This is a genomic window from Prolixibacter denitrificans, assembly GCF_003014495.1.
GTDB classification, from domain to species: domain Bacteria; phylum Bacteroidota; class Bacteroidia; order Bacteroidales; family Prolixibacteraceae; genus Prolixibacter; species Prolixibacter denitrificans.
On sequence record NZ_PYGC01000013.1, the window covers coordinates 24,267 to 45,139 of the forward strand.

Genomic DNA, 20,873 nt, shown 5'->3' on the forward strand with positions numbered 1-20,873 from the left:
TCCACCCCTATATCCTGGCAGGTTTTCGTAACCTGTCAGGATTTTTTTGTACGTCTCTACGGGACAATTTAATTCAGCCCAATGGCAACGCCTTGGGGTTAATGGCACCGATCATTTCCTGCACCCTGCAGGGGCAGTTTACCATTAATGCTGCGCCATTACCATTGCGGTCGAGACAGCGATTCTTTTTCAATCATAGCCGTTGTGCGACCGCATATACGTTCCGTTTCCATAACCCGGGGTTTCGCCCCGGGTTGAAGTCAGTTGGCCTTTCAGGCCGAATAAAACATACACCAAATTTTGTCTGATGGATTTGGAACAGCCCCCTTACCGGGGCGTGCCATCACCAACAGAGCGAAGCTCGATGAAAGCCCGGAACCCTAACCCGATGTAATTTCGCGATCTAAAAACTTTTTGGGAGCCTCCCAGCCGTATTTTTTCGATCTGAAAACTTTTTGGTCGATGTCCAGCTATATTTTTCCGATCTGAAACGTTTTGGGAAGCACCCCAGCCAAAAATTCCCGATCTAAAAATTTTTAGGGTCCTATTCCAAACCTATTTACTGATCTAAAGCTTTTTGGAAACCCGAACAGAATATTTTTTTCGATCTAAAACTCTTCAGGGACCAATTCAGAACCTATTTACCGACCTAAAACTTTTTAGGGGCAAAATCCGGAGCGGTTTACCGGCCTAAAAGTCTTCAGAAACAACTTTTGGAGCAGTTCGCCTCCCTAAAAGCTTTCAGGAGTGAATTCAGAATCAACTCGTCGACCAAAAAACTTTTAGAAATACGATCGGGAGCGCTTGACCGGCAAGAGAATTTTTGGGCGACGCGATCAAAATCGGTTTGGCCCGTAAAATTCTTGATGAGCATGGCGGGAAAAATTTTCTGTTCGCCGGATTCTTCATATGACGAATGGTTGCCTATGTTTAGGAGGAGGGATTGGATAGAGAGTGATATAACACTTTATTTTATTGGGATTTTGCTGTGTTTTATTTTATATGAACGTTGGGGTGTTGAAAAGTTATTGGGTGAAGGACAATGTCGGATACGAAAAGAAAGTGGTGAATCGTTAATTTAGAGAACCAGTAATACAAAAAGATGAAAGACAATCTAAATACAATTAAGTTGTTTTGCACATTCGTTAGGTGTAATTTGACTCGTAGGGAATCAACATTATAATTGGAAAGAAAGCATGAGAATAGAAAACATAATATCGACTATAGTTGAGTCAAATAATAGTGGACACTACAGAACATTTCAGTTAAATGATATTTTATCTTGCATTGATACCAATTGGAATTTAATAAGACAAAAAATTCCTAGAGCAGAACTCTCTAAGTATTTTTATTATATATGCTCACAACTAAATAATTATTCAATACCATCCCCCTATGTTCTAGAGAAAGACTCCTTTATTCTATTTTCAAAAACATTGAGAATTTTAGAAAAAATTGAAATGGAAGTTGGATGGTATGACAATATTTCCTGTTTACAAATTGATGAAATCATATGGAGTTTGTATAACCAAATTGCCATACCACATAAAAAAGGCACAATAAATCCAGACAATTATTTAAAACAACTTTCGAAAATTAAAGAACCTATTGAAGAAGAAAAAAGAAATGAGTTTTATGAACATAAAAACAAGTTAGAACAACTCATATCTGGATATAAAAGCAAAACATTAAAAACAATACTGAAAACAACGATTCCCGTTACTCCTGTAAAAGAAAAGACAATAATTCGAATCCAGTATTTTGATTTGGAAACAGAAATTATTTTGAGTCCAGAATTTATGACCAGTGGTCAGTCAATGGTATCTGCTACATCAGACAATTCTGTTATTCCAATGGCTAATTCTCAATGGCAACATTGCATTTGCAAAATAAGTGTATCAATTAATGGATTGTTAGATTCTTCATATCCATCGGAAAACTTGTCATTACCTCCTGAAAAAGGAAACCATAATAGTCCGTTTGTACATAATTACTTATTTGAACTAGTTGAAAAAATTTCTTGGAATATTTATAAACCCGAAGACCACATCGGTAGGTGGTTAATTACCCCTAATGACATTGGAGCCATTACTTATTTAACACTAGCAAATGATAATGAACTTTATAATACAAAAATTGACCCGCCTGGTCAGTCTTTAAGTATTTCAAAGCAAAACAAAGAGGTAATAATAGAAAATCATTCGATTACTATTCAAAAACAATGGTTTGACAAATGTCTTATTTTGGCAATCGATAAATTGGGAACAGGAAATACAAACGAAGCTATCTTTTGGTTAAATGCTGGCATTGAAGCTTTGTTTGAAGAAAAGACACGATCAATATGCGAACAAAGTAACATTGATTATGATGAATTCACATCGTCAAAATCATATTGGATAAACGCAAAAGAATTGGTGGAAAAATACATTCCGCGACAAGAAGCAGATAAAATAGAATGGCCAACAACTAAAAATGGTAAAACCAGCTGGTTTTCTATTATTAAAAATCTTAGTAAACAAGTTGAACTAAAAGAAGGCTATAAAAAGATATTAAGCCATTATTCAAAAGTAAATAAGCATAGAAATGCAATATTTCACGGTAGTAATCAGCACAGGGTAGATGGTAAAACAGTCAATGAAGCGATTGCATCATTTAACTGGATTAAAGATAATTACAAGATGAAAATGACACCTAACAATGGCACATAAGCAATAGCAGGGAAAGTGCTAACTCGAACGTATGTAGTCGGTCCAAGCATCATCTCCGACAGAAGGAAAATTTCACGTTAGCCAATTCTGCTCATAGCCGAGACCATCAACACTACAATTAAATATCAATTAATCCACTCCATGAAAATCGATCGCATTGACCATATTGTCCTGACTGTTGCCAATATGGCGGCAACCATCGAGTTTTACACCGAAATACTGGGCATGGAGCTGGTGGTTTTCGGGAATAACCGGAAAGCGTTGTCGTTTGGAAGGCAGAAAATCAACCTGCACCCAAAAGGCAACGAATTTGAGCCCAAAGCCTCCGCTCCCACCTGCGGATCGGCCGATATTTGTCTCGTCAGCGCCACCGCCATTGAGGAGGTGCAGGCCGAACTCATCGGCAAGGGCGTAAAGATTATCGAGGGCATTGTGGAACGGACCGGCGCCACCGGGAAAATCCGCTCGCTTTACCTCCGCGATCCGGATGGCAACCTGATTGAGATTAGTGATTACGCGTAAATTATTTGGAGACAGATTTCTCCATTGAAACGGAAAACAATTATTTTTGATGTCGTTCACTAACAGACCAATATCTTAAATCCACCCATGAAATCTCCTAAGAAGGTTCTGAAACATATCTATTTACCGATATTGACAGCAACCGTTGTCATTATCGGACTTTATACCCTGGCTCATTATCTATTGATTATTCAGTACCATTTGATCGAACCGAAAGAAATACTGGTTGATCTTTTTTTGCCAATGGGAATAGCAGCACTTTTTGCTTATCTATTTGTCCGTCCGAAAGTGAGTTTTCTGGTGGTGAAAGATAAGACTGAAGATTTTCTGAGTCTTATAAGTGTATTCGCTATAGGCGTCCCTCTGATTATCATGCAACTCTACATCAACACCGAAAATGGCAAGTTAACTCCTCTGAAAAGTACAACAGAGATTACTCAACATCCCAGGACCAAGTACTACCAAATTGACAACTACTATGCTTTTAAGAAGTTTAGTAGTTTTTCGGTTTCCAGAAAAAGCGCAAACCGATATGGAACGGAGATATGGATTAATGTTCATTTTACCTGTCCGATGGTCGATACAACCCAATACTACGGTTCGATGACCGATTTAAATGTATGGATTGGGAAAACCTATGGTCAGAGATTCCCAAACCATAAGTGGGATATGAAAGAGCAGCCTGAAAAAATTCAACGGTTCATTGACAAAAGCATAAAAGAATTCAGAGGGTATAATTTCCATCCGCAGAACTATTTCAAGCGTTTAACGAACTCAGAAGAACGGGATAACTTTATTGAAGCCATTAAAAGAGTACCGCAAGGGGACGAAATAATCCAACACGTTACCATTCTTGAGCCAGAGGAAGGTACTTATGCGACCCGGAATGGAAGTAAACTGGCTTGGCTTATAGGCACATTTTTAGGTTTTCAATTACTCTTCTTTCTCCTGATATATAACAGACCAATCAAAACACGCCTATTAAGCAAGTACCAAAAGCTTGACTCCAGTGAAAAAATAAAGCAATCGATTGGTATCATCGCTTACCTGGTTCCAGCTAAAGGAAGATTTGCAACTTCGCTGTTAGTTGACATCAACCTATTGGTTTTGCTTGTTATGGTAGCCAGCGGAACCAATTTAATGGAACCTTCGTCAATAGACTTACTGCATTGGGGTGCCAATTTTCGCCCACTTGTCGAGCAAGGAGAATGGTGGCGGTTGTTTACATCCATCTTTGTTCATGCCGGGCTTGTACATTTAGTACTAAACATGTTTGCATTAGTTCTCATTGGTATTTTCCTGGAAGAAGCTTTAAGTCTCCCGGAATACCTCATCCTTTATCTCCTGACCGGTGTTATATCGAGCATATCCAGTATGTTTTTTCATGAAAGAACTCTCAGCGTAGGGGCATCAGGCGCTATTATGGGGCTCTATGGCATCGGATTGGCTATGATCCTTTTAAATAACGATTTGAAGAAGTCCCGCGGCATTTTATCAATTGGCTTGCTCGTAATTATCGGTCCCACCCTATTCATGGGACTTATTGCGCCTGTTGACAACGCCGCACACCTTGGTGGGTTGATTAGTGGGTTCATAATTGGTTTGATTTATATTCCGATAAAAAAATACCTGCTTGAGACAAGCTAAGATTCAACATATGGTTGTCACCACACTAAATATATCTAAAGTGATTTCTGTAAATTCCATAAGATATAAAGGCCTATTGCTCGAAAGTAGCAGACATATATTTTATACAATAAAAATTCCATGAACAACATCCTCACCCGCCTTCGCGGAGAACTGCAAAGCAATGCAACGGAAGAAACCCGGATATCGGGGCAACGATTCTTCAAGGGAGAACTAAAATCGTATGGCGTGAAAGCGGCGGTCCTCCATAAAATCAGTAAGGAGTACTGGAAAGAGCTGAAAAAGGAGAACAAAGCGGATATTTTCGCCTTATGTGACCGATTATGGCAGTCGGGTAACCTGGAAGAGTCATTTGTAGCTTGCAACTGGGCCTATTCCCTGCGCAAACAGTACGTTCCGGAGGATTTCGATGTGTTTGCGAATTGGGTAACTAATTATGTGAACAACTGGGCTTCGTGCGATGCATTATGCAATCACACCATCGGCGACTTTGTGATGATGTACCCGGAGTTCCTGTCCCAATTAAAGGCGTTTGCGCGGTCTGAAAACCGGTGGGTGAAACGGGCTGCTGCTGTTTCACTGATTGTCCCGGCACGAAGAGGCCTGTTTTGGGAAGAAATATTCGCCATCGCGGACATTTTACTCCTCGACACGGACGATCTGGTGCAAAAAGGTTATGGCTGGATGTTGAAAGCCGCGAGTCAGGCTCACCAGCAGGAAGTGTTCGACTACGTGGTGGGTAACAAAGCAGTGATGCCCCGCACGGCATTGCGGTATGCGATTGAGAAGCTGCCGAAGGAGATGAAGGCGGTAGCGATGGAGAAATAGAAGAGGTTTCAGGTTTCAAGTTACAGATTGGGCTTCGTGGTTTTTATCGTTTCTGTTGCTACTGTTGTTCCTATTGTTGGTTACAGGTTCAGCCGAATCGTTCTCTTCATTTTTCATTTCTCATTGTTCATTAATTACAGGGTTTCAGGTCACGCTTCGTCGTTGCTGTTAGATAATCTCCTATTCTCCCCATCACCCAATCGCCCACTCTCCACTTCACCCTTTCTCCCTCTCTCCATTTTGGTTTCCGTTGAAAATACTATCTTTCGTTCGCCTGAAAAATGGCGGTTTACTGAACGATAATAAACAAGAACCTCTGATACATGCAGTTATTCTCATCCATCCGTTTGATTCGGATTTTACCGGCGATAGTGGCCGGAATACTGGGGTTCGCTCCCATAGCCAACGCGCAGAACAGTCCGGTAGTGGACGACGGCGCTCAGTTGAAACTTATTTCCAGTCAGTTCTCCTTCACCGAAGGACCGGCAGCCGATGCCAAAGGAAATATTTATTTCACCGATCAGCCCAACAACAAAATCTGGAAATACAGCACCAGCGGGAAACTTTCGGTTTTTATGGACAATGCCGGACGTTCGAACGGAATGTATTTCGACCGGAAGGGGAATCTCATCACCTGCGCCGATTTGCATGACCAGCTTTGGTCAATTTCTCCGGATAAAAAGGTAACCGTGCTGATAAAAGACTTCAAGGGACACCGGCTGAATGGTCCCAACGACGTATGGATTGACCCGAAAGGTGGCATGTACTTCACCGACCCGTACTATCAGCGCGATTACTGGAAACGCAAGCAACCCGCCATCAAAAAGCAACGTGTTTACTACCTCACACCCGACCGTCACAAGGTGATTATTGTTGGCGACGACCTCGTGAAGCCCAACGGCATCATCGGCACGCCGGATGGCAAACATCTGTACGTAGCCGATATTGGTGCCAACAAAACCTACGTGTATCAAATCGAAAAGAACGGTCACCTGACCGACCGGAAGCTATTCACCGACATGGGCTCGGATGGCCTCACGCTCGACGCGGAAGGCAATCTCTACCTCACCGGAAAAGGCGTAACCGTCTTCAACAAATCGGGGCAAAAGATTGACCACATTGACGTGAAACAGGACTGGACAGCCAATGTAACCTTTGGCGGACCGCATTTCAAAACGTTGTTCATTACTGCCAGTCATGGTTTCTACAAACTGCCGATGAAGGTGAAAGGAGCAGGAGCAATGAGAAATGAGGAATGAACAATTATTAAATAGTTACAGATTGTGCTCCGCGGTTTCTGTAGTTTCTGTGGTTCCTGTTGTCGGGCTTCGTATTTCGGGTTACAGGTTGCGCTTCTACTTTGCTTTTGCCTTTGGCCCGTTTTCTTTTGCTAAGAAAGAAGACACCAGACTCCAGACGATAAAACTCAGATAGATTACTCATTATTCAATAGGCTGAAGGCATGCACGCAATTCGTATTTTCATTGTTGGCTGCCCTCGGCCGTTAGCCGGATTGTTAACCTTGTTGCCTTTATCACGTTAAAAGGCTAAAACCTACACACCTGAAACATGAATAAAGGACGTTTGGAAGCCTTCAGCGACGGAGTACTGGCGATTATCATTACCATTATGGTACTGGAAATTAAAGTACCCCATGGTCATGAGCTGGTTGATTTGAAGCCGCTAATCCCGGTATTTCTAAGTTACGTACTGAGCTTTATCTACGTGGGAATCTACTGGAACAATCACCACCACATGATGCACACCGTGAGGCGGGTGAATGGCAGCATTTTATGGGCCAATTTGCATCTGCTTTTCTGGCTTTCACTCATCCCGTTTGTGACGGGCTGGATGGGCGAAAATCAATTCAGCCCCACGCCTCTTGCCTTGTATGGGGTAGTCCTGTTAATGGCTGCGATAGCCTATTTCGTCCTGCAAAACCTGATCATTAAAAGTCACGGACATACTTCTCTTCTGGCAAAAGCCATTGGAAAAGATATCAAGGGGAAAATATCGCCGATATTGTACCTGATTGCCATCGGTTCCAGCTGGTTGAGTCAATGGCTTTCCGGAGGTATATACATTCTTGTCGCCCTCATCTGGCTGATTCCTGATAAGCGGATAGAACGGACAATTGCAGAAACCTCTTCCAAACATTGATGTATTCGATTTCTATCCGAAACGAAGAGCTCTTCTTGTGATGTCCCCTGCAAATTGTGTAAGTTTGCCGATTCATTTCAGAATGTAACCGCGAACAAAAACAGAACTCATGTCTTTTAAAGGAATTATTTTCGATTTGGATGGTACGTTGCTCGATACCATCGAAGATATTGCCGATTCGATGAACCGGGTGCTCAGCGAGAACAACCTGCCCACACACGATACCGAAGCCTACCGTCTGTTTGTAGGAAGTGGGATTAGGAACCTCGTCAAACAAGCGTTGCCCGAATCGCACCGGGATGAAACAACCATTCAGGCTTACTTCGAAACGATGTACGGTCTTTACAAGGAAAACTGCGTTAAAAAGACCCGTCCGTACGATGGGGTTACCGATTTGCTGGATGAACTGGCAGCCCGCGATTTAAAACTGGCCATCCTTTCCAATAAAGCGGATGAAATGACGCAACAGACGGCCAGAGCACTTCTTCCGGAAGAATATTTTACCATCATCGCCGGTCTGACCGATGAATCCCTAAAAAAGCCCAATCCGCAAAAGGCGCTTCAAATGAGCAAAGAGATGGGGATTGACCCGAAAGAGATGATTTACGTAGGCGACACAGACGTCGATATGCAAACCGCCAATAACGCCGGAATGTACGCCGTTGGTGTTCTGTGGGGTTTTCGGGGTGAAGAAGAGCTGCGCGCCAACGGTGCTAAGAAGACAGTTGCACATCCTTCAGAGTTGATGGCATTACTATAGACAACCGTCAACATTTTTCTCTTTTGCTTTCGGGCTCTCTGTTAAAGTTCTTAATTTCAAGGGAAATAACTTTTCTGAACCTGAAACAAGAAATCATGCCGAAAGCTGAAGAGATTCTTGACGGACTACATGCCATTGCGAATGATTATGTCACGCTGGCTAAGATTTGGCATCTCCTTTTCTATGTATTGATTATAGCGCTGTTAGCAGGCTGGACACCTTCAAACCAGCTGCTGGGAAGCATTTTGTGCCTTCCGTTGCTGACGGTGGCTTTGCTGGCCTGGATGAGGGGAAATCCCTTTAATGGCGCGTTGTTTACCGCACTGGCCATTTGGCTTTTCGTTTTCAGCATGGGAATATCCGGATTGCCTGTCGTAATGGCTCAATGGCCGTTTGTCATGACCGGAATCTTCATGATGACATTTGGTTTGGTTTATCCCCATTTCATCGAAACCAATTCTCACATCGGTTATCTGTACGCCTCGCCCGCTGGTTTAATTCCCTGTCCCACCCTGTCGGTTGTCATTGGATTTCTATTGGTTTTTAACGGGTTGAATTCAGCCTGCATCTCATTGGCTTTCGTCATTGCCGGACTCTTTTATGGTTTGTTTGGCTTACTGAAGCTGAAAGTACAACTCGACCTGTTCCTGGTAGTCGGGGCCGTCGTGTTATTGATCAAATATTTTTCGCTGACTTGAACTTCGAGAATAAAACTTACGTAAGAATATTCAATCACAAACAAAACACCCTGAAGATGCTCAGATATATCATTAAAGTACTGCTGACCTCTATCCTGATTGTTACTATTTCGGAAGTTGGAAAACGCAACTCGATTATGGCGGCCATATATGCGTCGCTTCCGCTGACTACGTTTTTGGCTATGATTTGGTTATATCTCGACACGCATGACGTTGGGAAAGTTGTGAGTCTTTCCTGGAATGTTCTTCTGGCTGTTATTCCCAGCTATGTATTTTTAATTTCCTTTCCTCTATTAGTCAAAAGTGGGCTCAGCTTTTGGATTGCCTTATTTCTTTCCGTGGTCTTTACCGCCCTGGCATATTGGCTATATGTGATGACATTGAAATATTTTGGCATCCATATCTAATCAATCGGAAATTAACTCCAACTTAAAGAAACCGTGTCGGATTTCCTCTATTTGTTTTGCAAAGAGTTGGTAAATCCGGAGAGGCGCTTAATTTTAAGGACGAAAGCAAATGCTCTCCTAAATCCGAACAAGACGCTTTGGATTTAGGAGACATCATCAAACTGCTGCCTTATGATGCCCTTACTGATTGTCCTGGCCGGCGTTATATTACTCCTGCTGCTGATTACCGCATTCAAGCTCAATGCCTTTATTTCGTTTACGTTGGTTTGCCTTTTTGTTGGGTTGGCCATGGGCCTGCCGTTAAATGCCATCATCGATGCCCTGAAAAAGGGAATGGGCGAAACGCTCGGCTTGCTGGTGTTGATTCTCGGATTTGGAGCCATGCTGGGTAAACTGGTGGCCGACAGCGGTGCGGCACAGCGAATCACTCAAACATTGGTCGGAGCCTTTGGTTTGAAGCGAATCCACTGGGCCCTGATGTTAACCGGCTTTATTGTCGGTATCCCCATGTTCTATTCCGTCGGCTTTGTCATCCTCATACCCATCGCCTTCACCATTGCCGAGGCAACGGGGCTTCCTTTGCTCCTGGTCGGATTACCCATGCTGGCGTCCCTTTCAGTAACACATGGCTATCTGCCCCCACACCCCGCTCCAACAGCCATAGCAGCTATGTTTCATGCTGATATCGGCGATACCATGATGCTCGGTTTGCTCATTGCCATTCCGGCCATCATCATCGCCGGACCGATACTCTCTCCCCGCTTCAAAAAAATTAAGGCGAAACCATTAGCAGATTTCACCGGACATGAAGTTTTGGACGAAAAGGATCTACCGTCGACGTTCATCAGCATTTTAACTGCTTTGATGCCCGTTATTTTGATCGCCTTTTCAGGGATAGCGAATCACTTCATTCCAAAAGAAAGCGCCATTTATCCATACATTGAAGGGATTGGCAATCCGGTTCTGGCGATGTTACTCTCTGTACTTTTTGCTATCTGGTCATTGGGAATCCGTCGCGGAAAGCGTATTCCCGACATCATGGACCGGCTGGCACACGCTGTATCCAGTATTGCCATGATATTGCTGATTCTGGCAGGCGCCGGAGGTTTGAAAGAGGTTTTGGTCGCCAGTGGCATCAGCGAATATTTAGGAGAATTACTCAGACATTCGCAAATGTCTCCGTTGTTCCTTGCCTGGCTGATTGCCGCGGTCATTCGGGTGTCAGTCGGCTCAGCCACTGTAGCGGGAATGACCGCAGCCGGAATCGTTCTCCCGTTAGCATCGTTACCACACGTATCGCCCGAATTAATGGTGCTGGCTATTGGATCGGGAAGTCTAATGCTGTCGCATGTGAACGATGGTGGCTTTTGGATGTTTAAAGAATACTTTAACCTTTCGGTGAAAGAAACCTTTATGACCTGGACCGTAATGGAAACAACCATTTCACTGGTCGGTCTGGCAGGTGTTTTTATCATCAATCATTTTATATAAACCAAACTAAGATGAGCACAGTAGAAGAAAAAATTAAAGCACTGGGACTGGAATTACCACCCGCTCCTCCGTTAGGCGGCATCTATCGTCCGGTCGTTATTACCGGCAACCACCTTTATGTTTCCGGACAAGGCCCGCTGAAAAGCGACAAGCAATTAATCAAAGGAAAAGTTGGACGCGATTTAACGGTGGAAGAAGGTCAAGTCGCTGCCCGTCAAGTGGGACTGGCCATGCTTGCCACCATCAAGGCGCAAATTGGCGATTTAGGCAAAATCAAACGCCTGATTAAAACGCTGGGAATGGTCAACTGCTACCCGGAATTCGAGCAACATCCGCAAGTCATCAACGGTTTTAGCCAGTTTATGGTCGATGTTTTTGGCGAAGAAAATGGCAAAGGCGCCCGCAGTGCCGTTGGTATGTTTCTTCCCGGCAACATTGCTGTGGAGGTAGAATGTATTTTCGAACTACACGAAGAAAGTTGATATGTGGTATTCCGTTACCAACGAATCATCGGTTTTTACGCCATCCGTATTGCTTTACCCCGACCGGATAGAAGAAAATATCCGGCGAATGATTGTGATGGCGGGTGATGTCAAACGGCTGCGTCCGCATGTGAAGACTCACAAAATTGCCGAGATTATTCAGCTGCAGGTGCAGATGGGAATCCGCAAATTCAAATGTGCGACGCTGTCGGAAGTAAAAATGGTGGCTGAAAACGGCGGCGAAGACATCTTGCTGGCTTATCCGCTGCTCGGTCCGGCAATTAACTGGTTTCTGGAATTCACCAACCGCTTCCCGAATATAACTTTTGCCGTCACCATCGACTCGCTCGCAGCAGCCCACATGCTCGATACCGCTGCTTCTCAGAAAGGTCAAACGGTTCGTGTTTTCATCGACCTGGACACCGGCATGCACCGGACCGGAATCATTCCCGGTTTGGCCGAAATCATCGTCGATTTTATTCATGGTAGTAAAAATCTTCGTTTTGCAGGTTTTCACTTTTATGACGGCCATGTTCATGAAATAGACTTAGCCAAACGGAAGGCTCATATCGACCGTGACTTCGAAAGCGTCGCTCATCTGGTGAAGAATATAAAAGAGAAAGGCATCGACGTGGAAGAAATCGCCTGCGGAGGTACGCCCACATTTCCGATACATGTGCAATACCCCGAACGAACGCTGTGCCCGGGAACGCCTATTCTTTGGGACGCCGGCTACACCGAAACCATCCCCGACCTCGATTTTCTGCCAGCTGCCGTTATTGCCGGAAGGGTCATCAGTAAACCGCACGGCAATGTCTGCTTCGATTTAGGTTACAAGGCTTTTGCATCGGAAATGCCCCATCCGAGACTGCAATTTCTCGATTTTGAGCCCGGAGAAGTGGTCAATCATAGCGAAGAACACCTGGTAGTAGCTCCCGACCGGGAAGAGGATTTCGAAATCGGGGAGCTGGTCTACGCCCTACCGAAACACATCTGCCCCACGATGGCGCTCCACGAAAAAGTGTATGTGGTCACAAACCACCAGGTAACCGGAACCTGGGACGTAACCGCCCGAAAAAGAATTTACTAAACAGCTAATAAACAAATGGAAAACGACAAAATATTGTGCTTCGACGCTCATCTGGACATCTCGATGAACGCCATGGAATGGAACCGCGACCAGCGATGGACGGTTGAACAAATCCGCGAAAGCGAAAAAGGCATGACCGACAAACCCGATCGCGGCCGAAACACCGTTTCATTTCCGGCCTTACGGGAAGGAAATGTTGGGCTGGTGGTCGCTACTCAGATTTCAAGAGTCGTGAAGCCGGGAAGTCCCATTCCGGGCTGGTATTCACAGGAACAGGCCTGGGCACAAACACAGGGCCAGTTGCAATGGTACCGCACCATGGAAGAAGCCGGCGAAATGAAGCAGATTGTAGACAGTCAAACATTGAATGAAAGTTTGGCATTGTGGGAAAACCCTGATGAGAAAACCCCCATTTGCTATATGCTTAGCCTGGAAGGTGCTGACTCTATTATTTCCATGAATCACCTGGAAAGAGCTTATAGCTATGGCTTACGGGCCATTGGTCCGGCACATTATGGCCCGGGAGTTTATGCCAACGGAACCGATTCTTCCGGCAAGCTAAACGCAAAAGGTATCGAATTGCTGAAGACCATGGAAGAGCTGGACATGATTCTGGACATGACTCACCTGAACGATGACGCTTTCTGGCATGCATTGGATATATACCACGGAAGCATTTGGGCCAGTCACAACAATTGTCGTCATTTTGTCGATCATAACCGCCAGTTCAGCGATGAAATGATTCGGGAATTGGTCAACCGGAATGCTGTCATCGGAGTAGCACTCGATGCCTGGATGATGGTACCTGACTGGATTCGCGGTGTTTCCACGCCAAAAGACCGGAATGTAACGCTGGACATCATGGTCGATAACATCGATCACATCTGTCAACTGGCCGGCGATTCGCGGCACGTAGGCGTAGGCAGTGATCTGGACGGAGCTTTTGGTAATGAGCAGTGTCCGTACGACCTGGATACGATTGCAGATATCCGGAAGTTACCGGCATTGTTACAAAAGAGAGGCTATAACAACAGTGATATCCAAAATATTATGCACGGAAACTTCATTCGGTTTCTGCAATCGTTTTTTGAATAGGCGTAAAAAAAAAATGACTGATTTGATTACTGTTTTCAGGAATAGAATACTGAAACAAGCCGGATAGTGCGTATTTGTAATGGAAATCTGACCTCCGAAAATAGCTTATGAAATGCTGATTTCATGAATTAGACTAACCAACTTGTAGAGCAATATCATTCCTTATGTTCATTTTGAGCGATGCGCAATAAATAAGGCTATACTACGGTTATTAAATTACAGATGAGTAAATCTGAACCATGGTATACTAAACGAACATCAAAGAAACCTGAATACAAAAGCCGACTTTAAACCGCTACTCCTATTATACATACATGAACAACAAACCTTCATACATAGAATTAGAGAAGCAAAACGAAGAACTCAATAAAACGAGTAATAAACGACTGGAACAACTACTCAAAAATTCGTTCGACATGATCGTGCTGTTAGATTCGAATGGCATTCAGCATTATGTAAGTGAATCCTGTGAGAAAATTCTGGGTTATCGTCCTGACGAACTGATACGGATACCGGTTATTGAGCAATTGATTCATCCCGAAGATCAGGAAAAAGTATCTCTTGCCTTTCAGGATATTGTAAAAAATTCGATCAATGGAGGGACGCAGTACAGACACCGTCATAAAAACGGAGGCTGGGTTTATCTTGAGGCTGTAGGTTCCAACCAAATTGATAATCCACTAATTCAATCTGTCATTCTGAATGTTCGTGATATTACGGAACGCAAGAATGCAGAAGCTGCGCTGATTGAGAGCAAAGCCCGTTTAAGCGAACTCAATGCCACCAAGGATCGTTTTTTCTCTATCATTGCTCACGACCTGAAGAGTCCGTTCAATAGCATTTTCGGGTTCTGCGAACTTCTGGTCGAACAATTGGCCAGGAAAGACTACCAGGGAGTTGAAAAATTCGCCGCTATCATCAATCGTTCCTCGAAGCAGGCTATGGATTTATTGACAAATTTGTTGGAATGGGCACGTGCACAAACAGGCAAAATTGAATTTAATCCGGAATACATCGAACTGGTTACCTTAGTTAATGATGTCGCTGAATTATTTGACGATTCAGCGCAGCAAAAATCTATCACCATTCTCAAAGACTTACCTCACAACATTCCTGTTTTTGCAGATAAATATATGGTTGATACAATTTTGCGGAACCTGATAGCAAATGGAATTAAATTCACTCATCCAAGAGGAAAAATACGCATCCATACCGAACAGAATGAGAATCAATTAACGGTATCAGTTGCCGATAATGGTATTGGGATTGAAAAAGAAGCCATCGATAAACTGTTCCAGATTGAATACAGTTATTCAACAACTGGTACAGCCAGAGAATCCGGAACCGGGCTCGGATTATTACTTTGCAAGGAATTTATTGAGATGCATGGAGGTAAGATATGGGTGGAATCTAAACCAGGAAAAGGCAGCACATTTCGTTTCACGCTACCAGCTATTTAATAAGCTGTCTATCTGAATGTTTAAAACATTACAATCGAAAGTTGAATACAAAATAGCGGTTTGGTTTCTCGTTTACGAAAAAAGCTCCTCTGTTCAATACAAAGGAGCTTTTCTATTTTTTCACTTTTGGGTCTTAGAACATCGGCAACACCGGCTTGGTGCCCATGATTTCGTCAATCCGGTCTTTTACTTCCGGCGTGAGTTTTGGATACACCTCCAGTGCTTTCAGGTTCTCTTCCAGCTGCTCTTTCCGGGTCGCACCCAAAATAGCAGTCGTCACATTCGGATTACTAATCGTCCAGGCAATTGACAAAGTCGCCAGTGATGTTCCCAGCTCATCAGCCACATTCTGCAGGTTACGAACCCGTTCAATTTTATCGTCGTTCAGGATGTTGTTTTTCAGCCATTCCATTTTTTTGTCATCCAGGCGGGAGCCTTCCGGGATACCGTCGTTGTATTTTCCCGTAAGGAGACCCGAAGCCAGCGGACTCCAGATAGTGGTTCCCAAACCGACATCTTTGAAAATCGTCAGGTAATCTTTTTCCAGTTTGGTACGCTCGAAGAGGTTGTACTGTGGCTGCTCCATGGTCGGGCCAATCAATCGGTACTTTTCAGCGACCATAAACGCCTCCATAATTTCGGCAGCGCTCCATTCCGACGTTCCCCAGTAGAGAATTTTTCCCTGCTGAATCAGGTGATTCATCGTCCAAACGACTTCTTCTATCGGTGTTTCCTTATCGGGACGGTGGCAGAAATACAAATCGAGATAATCGGTTTGCAAACGCTGCAATGCTTCGTTACAGGCTTCTACCAGGTGCTTACGCGACAGTCCACGTTGCGTCGGTTTGTTGTCTTCGCCATGAATACCGAAAAATACCTTGCTGGACACCACATACGAAGTACGGTCCCACTGTTTCTTCTTCAGGACACGTCCCATCATTTTTTCACTTTCACCCATAGCATAGGCTTCCGCGTTATCGAAAAAGTTGATACCGCGGTCATAAGCCAGTCCCATCAGCATATCGGCTTTGCTGTCATCGATTTGCTGATGAAAGGTCACCCAGCTACCCAGCGATAGCGTACTCAGTTTTAATCCGGATTTTCCGAGTCTTCTATATTCCATTGTTTTTATATTTTGATTTTATAAGGTTTCGAATGAAACTCCTACCGGGAAAAACAAAATGAAGAAAGGAAAGGTTCAGAAGGGTTACAGAAATGCCAATGTAAGAAAAGCTCTCTACCGGATACATTCCAACAGGGAGCTTTCACTAAATATTTCGACATTATGTCTTCTCTTATAAAACTTTCGGCAAATTATTCATAAAATACTCCGTATCCTTCACATCGTACTCTTCCGGCGCCTTTTTCCAATCCATGTCAATGCGGACAACCGGAGAAGACAACAACGCACCAATCTCATTCTTCGTCAATGTTACTGAGCCATTGTAATAGGAAATGTTGTAGTTGTCAAAGAAGTGGTCTTTAAAACCCGGGTTGTATTGAAATTTCAACTCCTGACCACTCGCCAACACAAATGTTACGTCTTTCACATCTCTCATGAAACCGAAGTACCGATTGGCATCTCCAACTGCTGCAGCCCATTCCAGTCGAATCGATATCACTCCTTTTTCGTTGACACACTCAGCACTACAACGCATCCGTCCTTTTTCTTCGCCAAAGAAACGGGCCAGTCGCGGACTGGAAACATCGATGATTTGCACCTTCAATGTCGAGTCGACCCGGCTCGAATCAATCTTCATGGACCAGGAAGCCTGTTTAGCTGCTGGTGCCGGAGCAACCGCAGCCTGCTGTGGCTGAGGATTGGGATTCGGAAGTGTATCTATAATCGTTTGTCCTTCGTCGTATTTCCAGGTTCCGTTGGGAAACAACAAAACCTTATTACCGGCTGCGGTAGTCGCCCTGATTTGAGCCGAAACCTTACCACCAACCAATAGCATCAACAGAAAAGCAATAGCGTAAAATATTCTCATGGCAATGAATTTCCGTCTAAAATACAAACTTTATCCGCTCATTCGTCCGGAAAACGCAGATTACTTACCTGCCAAATGTGCTTTTAAATCTTCCACAAACGGCAGCAAATGATCGACGGTAACATGTTCCATTACCACAATTTTGAACCAGTTCGGCGCGTGGTGACTATCGGGAACCAGACCATATTTTTCCACCAATTCAAACGGAATACTGGCGGCCCGCATGGTCACCAGGTTCGATGACGGATTTCTGTAAAAAGGCACATTCAGTTCTTCCAACTGATTACAGAGCCATTCGGTGCGGTAATTCAGAATGTGAATCTTTTCAAACCAACCATGAGGACCGTAAGTTTGCAGAATCATCCAAACAGCAATAGCATTGGCACCGGAACGGCTTCCGATAATGGTAGCATCCATTCCCTGGACATACTGTGCTTCCTCAGTTGTCGCATATTTCATCCAGCCTTTCCTGATAAGAAAAACACCGGTACCGAAAGGCGCTTGCACCATCTTGTGTGCATCCAGCGTGAATGAGGTAATCTCCGGATTCCGGAAAGTCAAATCTTCATCAGCTGTACTGAACGGATAAACGAACCCGCCGTATGCACCATCGATGTGAACCTTGTATTCAACGCCGGCCTTTTTCAGCGAATTGACATACGTATCGATTTTATCGACCGAACCAAACATGGTGGTCATCATATTCGAAACCACAATAAAATAGCCGATTCCGTCAGCTTTCGCCTCCTCCAGCTTTTGGTCCAGCACTTCGGGTTGGATTTCACGGGTGGTATCATCGACCGGAACGGAAATCACGGGCAAATTCATGATATTGCCAGCTTTGGGCATCGAATAGTGTGAATCGGCCGAGCAGAGAATGGCAATCTCACTGTTCCTCGCTCCTTTTTCGCGTAAGAAAAAATTGCGGTAAATCCAGATGGCCTGCATGTTCGCTTCCGTTCCTCCGGAAGCAATGTAACCATCCTGTGCATCCGGCTCTCCTTTCAGAATATCTTCGGCTACCAGCGCAACTAATTCGCGCTCGATCTGCTGTGTTCCGGCAAAAAACTGTTCCGAATCGCCCAATGTATGACAACCAATATGGTTCGGGTTATGCACCATAGCCGACAGAAACGGCGCATCTTTCAGGTAAGTGGCATCCTGGTTAAACACATTCTCATCGAGGTGCGAAGCCGGAATTCCCAGCGTAGTTCGCTCTTTATAATTGACATTCCGGTTCAGTGCGCCAAATACGCGCTCCCTAATCTCATTTCCGGTTAGCTTTTTCCAATATCGCATAGTCCAATTTTTATCCGGAACAAAGATAAAGAAGCAAACAACGAAGGGATGTGATGGATGTCAGAAAAACGGATGATTGCTCAATTCTACCGGTCTTCGCTGTAAACTGCTTCCCGTTTTTCCTGTCGCTTGTAGTGATTATTCGCCAGGTACGAGCGGTAAAAATTGAAGATTCCGCCCGTTAAAAAGAAAATGCTGCCGGCAATATATTCCCAGGCCATGTAACTGTAAAGCTTCTGCTGAAAAGCGGTTTGCTTGTGGCTCCAGAGATAGGGAACCGAAGCCAGCAAGAAGATAACAGACCCGATGGTGAAACAGATGGCAGTGGCATTCATTAATTGAAGCGTAAACATTGATCCGGCCTGAATAATCTGGATGACATTAATGAAAGCCCCAACCAGGAAAAGCAGGCTTCCCCAGATAAAACACCAGCTTCCGGCCACTACGAAGTCAATTTGAGACAGGAAAAACAAACTACCGATAATAAACAGTACCGTTCCGGAAACATAAACACCGGCAGCAAACAATTCCAACCGTTCCCAAAACGAAGCGTTCTCGCGGCTTCGCAGGTAAGCGGAAGCTTCGAACAAATCGTGAACCGTTACAATGAGGTAAATCAGCGAGCCACCAAAGAAGATCCACGCGCCGGTATCGGCATAGTGCGCGTACTTCGGCAGGAAGAAAATGCTGCCCAGAACAAAGGTGAGTCCGCCCAGCAAATACAAAACCGAGTTGACCGACTCCCAGCTAAAGTGCCTCGAGCCGGCAGGTTCATCAATAAAAAGGTTGTGTTGTCGGGGACGATTGGTAAACAGATGCGGCATACCCTTGGCTGATTTTCTATTTTCTGGTCTGCCAAAGTAATGAAATGCGAACAATTCGCCGAAAGAAAACTCGATTGATGAGCTATTTCTTCAGCATTTCACCGGTTCTTAAATAATGGTTGATAGCCTTCTCCCACCAAATCATGCTTCCGCGGAAACTGTCTTCGAATTTCGTTTTGAGCCACTCATTTTTCTGGTCGTTCAAGGCAGTATACTGATAAGAAATCCGGGATGTGGTTGTTCCGTCTTCCCTTCCGTTTAATCGGATATTGATTCGAACAACCTCTTCTTCCGGGGTAACCCGGACAAATTCGATTTTGAAGTTGATTTTATCATAAACCGTCACATACCAAATGGTGTCGTGCTGACCGTGATGTGGCGTCGAAAAAACGCAACCCTCTTCTATCAACCCCGATTCCGAGTGAATCATGGTGTAATCCCAGCCGTCAAGCCAGTCTTTTTCCCTTACCGGGCAGAGCAACGGAAAGACCTCTTTCGGTGCGGCCAGGTTAATTTGCTGGTAGGTTTTGGATACCTGAATTCCCTGAAATTCCATTTTTATCAGTATTAGTTACCAGTTATAAAGCTTTCAGCGTGTAAAAACCACCTCCATAATCAACTCATAACCGCCGCCAACCACCGGGTACTCCATTTTCAGGATGACTTTGTCCTCACTCACCCGGGTAAAGGTTTGTACCAGCAGCGTGTTGTGCCAGTTCATGGCCAGGGTATCATCATCCAGGAACTCACAGGAGGCATCGAGGAAGTTACCCGAATTTTCGAACCACCAGTAGCGGTAAATCTCCGTTTTTTCGTCCCATGCAAAAATTCCCTTGGCCTCGCCGCCGGAGGCAGTGGCATAATCGAACACCACGTAGCGGCTGTTCATCTCTTTGGTAAATTTACCCACGCCGGTGTCGGTTCCGGCCGAGCTCAGACTGCTTTCCGGGATGGTGTAAGTCAGGTTCCATTCGCCAAGTAAAAAGTTAAAACGGTTCATCATTCGTGCAGGCATATGAGGTTATTTTTAATTGATTATTACCTTGAATTAGTGGCCGGTGAAAGCGCTTTTGGGCCGGCAGTTATCGTACCGGACACAACCGCAACACCATTTCTGTGCGACAGCTTTCGGTTGCAGTCCCACGTTCCTGCGCTTCTTTCGGCGCAACGTTCGTTTACCGGCGCCCGTAGTTCATTTCATCAAGCCGCGTGTTCGTTGCGCGAGGGCCGGAGTTGTTTTCTTTGTTCGCCAAGTAGTTTGCGCCACACACCGGGTAGTTTTCTTTGTCAGCCGGGTAGTTTGAACGGCTCGTTGTGTTTGTTTCTTTACCGTCGACTGACTTTGCGTCACCCCGAACTGCCAATGCATCAGTCGCCGGGTAGTTTGCACGACCCGCGATGATGTTTGCTT

General features: G+C 44.6%; 21 protein-coding genes. 15 read left to right on the top strand and 6 right to left on the bottom strand.

Translation table 11 applies throughout. From position 1 onward, the window contains the following. Positions 1 to 1,196 precede the first annotated feature (1,196 nt). The 14 genes from CLV93_RS17865 (at position 1,197) to CLV93_RS17930 (ending at position 15,348) form a co-directional block, all read left to right on the top strand. Positions 1,197 to 2,708: a hypothetical protein gene (locus CLV93_RS17865; protein ID WP_146142070.1), complete on the top strand. Its 1,512-nt coding sequence runs from the start codon at positions 1,197 to 1,199 to the stop codon at positions 2,706 to 2,708. 141 nt (positions 2,709 to 2,849) lie between these two features. Further along, entirely contained in the window at positions 2,850 to 3,230 is a 381-nt protein-coding gene (locus CLV93_RS17870) for a VOC family protein (protein ID WP_106543592.1), read from the top strand. An 87-nt stretch (positions 3,231 to 3,317) separates the two neighbouring features. Next, positions 3,318 to 4,877, top strand: coding sequence for a rhomboid family intramembrane serine protease (locus tag CLV93_RS17875; protein ID WP_106543593.1), 1,560 nt, complete (start codon positions 3,318 to 3,320; stop codon positions 4,875 to 4,877). Positions 4,878 to 4,997: 120 nt separating this feature from the next. Continuing rightward, positions 4,998 to 5,705, top strand: coding sequence for a DNA alkylation repair protein (locus CLV93_RS17880; protein WP_106543594.1), 708 nt, complete (start codon positions 4,998 to 5,000; stop codon positions 5,703 to 5,705). 323 nt (positions 5,706 to 6,028) lie between these two features. Further along, positions 6,029 to 6,964 (top strand): SMP-30/gluconolactonase/LRE family protein, encoded by a 936-nt coding sequence (locus tag CLV93_RS17885; protein ID WP_106543595.1) that lies wholly within the window; start codon positions 6,029 to 6,031, stop codon positions 6,962 to 6,964. A 310-nt stretch (positions 6,965 to 7,274) separates the two neighbouring features. Beyond that, a complete protein-coding gene (locus tag CLV93_RS17890) occupies positions 7,275 to 7,865 on the top strand; it encodes a TMEM175 family protein (protein WP_106543596.1) in 591 nt (196 codons plus the stop codon). A 109-nt stretch (positions 7,866 to 7,974) separates the two neighbouring features. Continuing rightward, positions 7,975 to 8,625: an HAD family hydrolase gene (locus CLV93_RS17895; RefSeq protein ID WP_106543597.1), complete on the top strand. Its 651-nt coding sequence runs from the start codon at positions 7,975 to 7,977 to the stop codon at positions 8,623 to 8,625. Positions 8,626 to 8,720: 95 nt separating this feature from the next. Further along, positions 8,721 to 9,323, top strand: a complete 603-nt coding sequence (locus CLV93_RS17900; protein WP_106543598.1) for a hypothetical protein — start codon at positions 8,721 to 8,723, stop codon at positions 9,321 to 9,323. A 56-nt stretch (positions 9,324 to 9,379) separates the two neighbouring features. Further along, positions 9,380 to 9,730 (top strand): DUF3147 family protein, encoded by a 351-nt coding sequence (locus tag CLV93_RS17905; protein WP_106543673.1) that lies wholly within the window; start codon positions 9,380 to 9,382, stop codon positions 9,728 to 9,730. A gap of 171 nt (positions 9,731 to 9,901) precedes the next feature. Beyond that, positions 9,902 to 11,221, top strand: a complete 1,320-nt coding sequence (locus tag CLV93_RS17910; RefSeq protein ID WP_246187242.1) for a gluconate:H+ symporter — start codon at positions 9,902 to 9,904, stop codon at positions 11,219 to 11,221. Between the two features lie 11 nt (positions 11,222 to 11,232). After that, positions 11,233 to 11,703, top strand: coding sequence for a RidA family protein (locus CLV93_RS17915; RefSeq protein WP_106543599.1), 471 nt, complete (start codon positions 11,233 to 11,235; stop codon positions 11,701 to 11,703). Position 11,704: 1 nt separating this feature from the next. Continuing rightward, positions 11,705 to 12,793 (top strand): D-TA family PLP-dependent enzyme, encoded by a 1,089-nt coding sequence (locus CLV93_RS17920; RefSeq protein WP_106543600.1) that lies wholly within the window; start codon positions 11,705 to 11,707, stop codon positions 12,791 to 12,793. Between the two features lie 15 nt (positions 12,794 to 12,808). After that, a complete protein-coding gene (locus tag CLV93_RS17925; RefSeq protein WP_106543601.1) occupies positions 12,809 to 13,888 on the top strand; it encodes a dipeptidase in 1,080 nt (359 codons plus the stop codon). Positions 13,889 to 14,202: 314 nt separating this feature from the next. Beyond that, positions 14,203 to 15,348 carry a PAS domain-containing sensor histidine kinase gene (locus CLV93_RS17930; RefSeq protein WP_106543602.1) on the top strand — a complete coding sequence of 382 codons (1,146 nt, stop codon included), beginning with the start codon at positions 14,203 to 14,205 and terminating at the stop codon, positions 15,346 to 15,348. A 133-nt stretch (positions 15,349 to 15,481) separates the two neighbouring features. Here CLV93_RS17930 and CLV93_RS17935 read toward each other — a convergent pair whose 3' ends face one another. The 6 genes from CLV93_RS17935 to CLV93_RS17960 all read right to left on the bottom strand — a co-directional run bounded on the left by CLV93_RS17935 (position 15,482) and on the right by CLV93_RS17960 (position 20,477). Next, entirely contained in the window at positions 15,482 to 16,471 is a 990-nt protein-coding gene (locus tag CLV93_RS17935; RefSeq protein ID WP_106543603.1) for a potassium channel beta subunit family protein, read from the bottom strand. Positions 16,472 to 16,643: 172 nt separating this feature from the next. Further along, positions 16,644 to 17,339 (bottom strand): hypothetical protein, encoded by a 696-nt coding sequence (locus CLV93_RS17940; RefSeq protein ID WP_106543604.1) that lies wholly within the window; start codon positions 17,337 to 17,339, stop codon positions 16,644 to 16,646. 60 nt (positions 17,340 to 17,399) lie between these two features. Beyond that, the gene (locus CLV93_RS17945; RefSeq protein WP_106543605.1) at positions 17,400 to 18,638 is read right to left on the bottom strand and encodes a pyridoxal phosphate-dependent decarboxylase family protein; all 1,239 of its coding nucleotides are present in this window, start codon (positions 18,636 to 18,638) and stop codon (positions 17,400 to 17,402) included. Between the two features lie 86 nt (positions 18,639 to 18,724). Further along, positions 18,725 to 19,462 (bottom strand): YrhK family protein, encoded by a 738-nt coding sequence (locus CLV93_RS17950; protein ID WP_106543606.1) that lies wholly within the window; start codon positions 19,460 to 19,462, stop codon positions 18,725 to 18,727. Between the two features lie 82 nt (positions 19,463 to 19,544). Continuing rightward, positions 19,545 to 20,018 (bottom strand): hypothetical protein, encoded by a 474-nt coding sequence (locus CLV93_RS17955; RefSeq protein ID WP_106543607.1) that lies wholly within the window; start codon positions 20,016 to 20,018, stop codon positions 19,545 to 19,547. A gap of 33 nt (positions 20,019 to 20,051) precedes the next feature. Beyond that, positions 20,052 to 20,477: a hypothetical protein gene (locus CLV93_RS17960; protein ID WP_106543608.1), complete on the bottom strand. Its 426-nt coding sequence runs from the start codon at positions 20,475 to 20,477 to the stop codon at positions 20,052 to 20,054. Between CLV93_RS17960 and CLV93_RS20150 the strand changes: the two genes are divergently transcribed. Then, complete coding sequence (locus CLV93_RS20150; protein WP_146142071.1) at positions 20,478 to 20,864, top strand: hypothetical protein; 387 nt, start codon at positions 20,478 to 20,480, stop codon at positions 20,862 to 20,864. Positions 20,865 to 20,873: the final 9 nt, after the last annotated feature.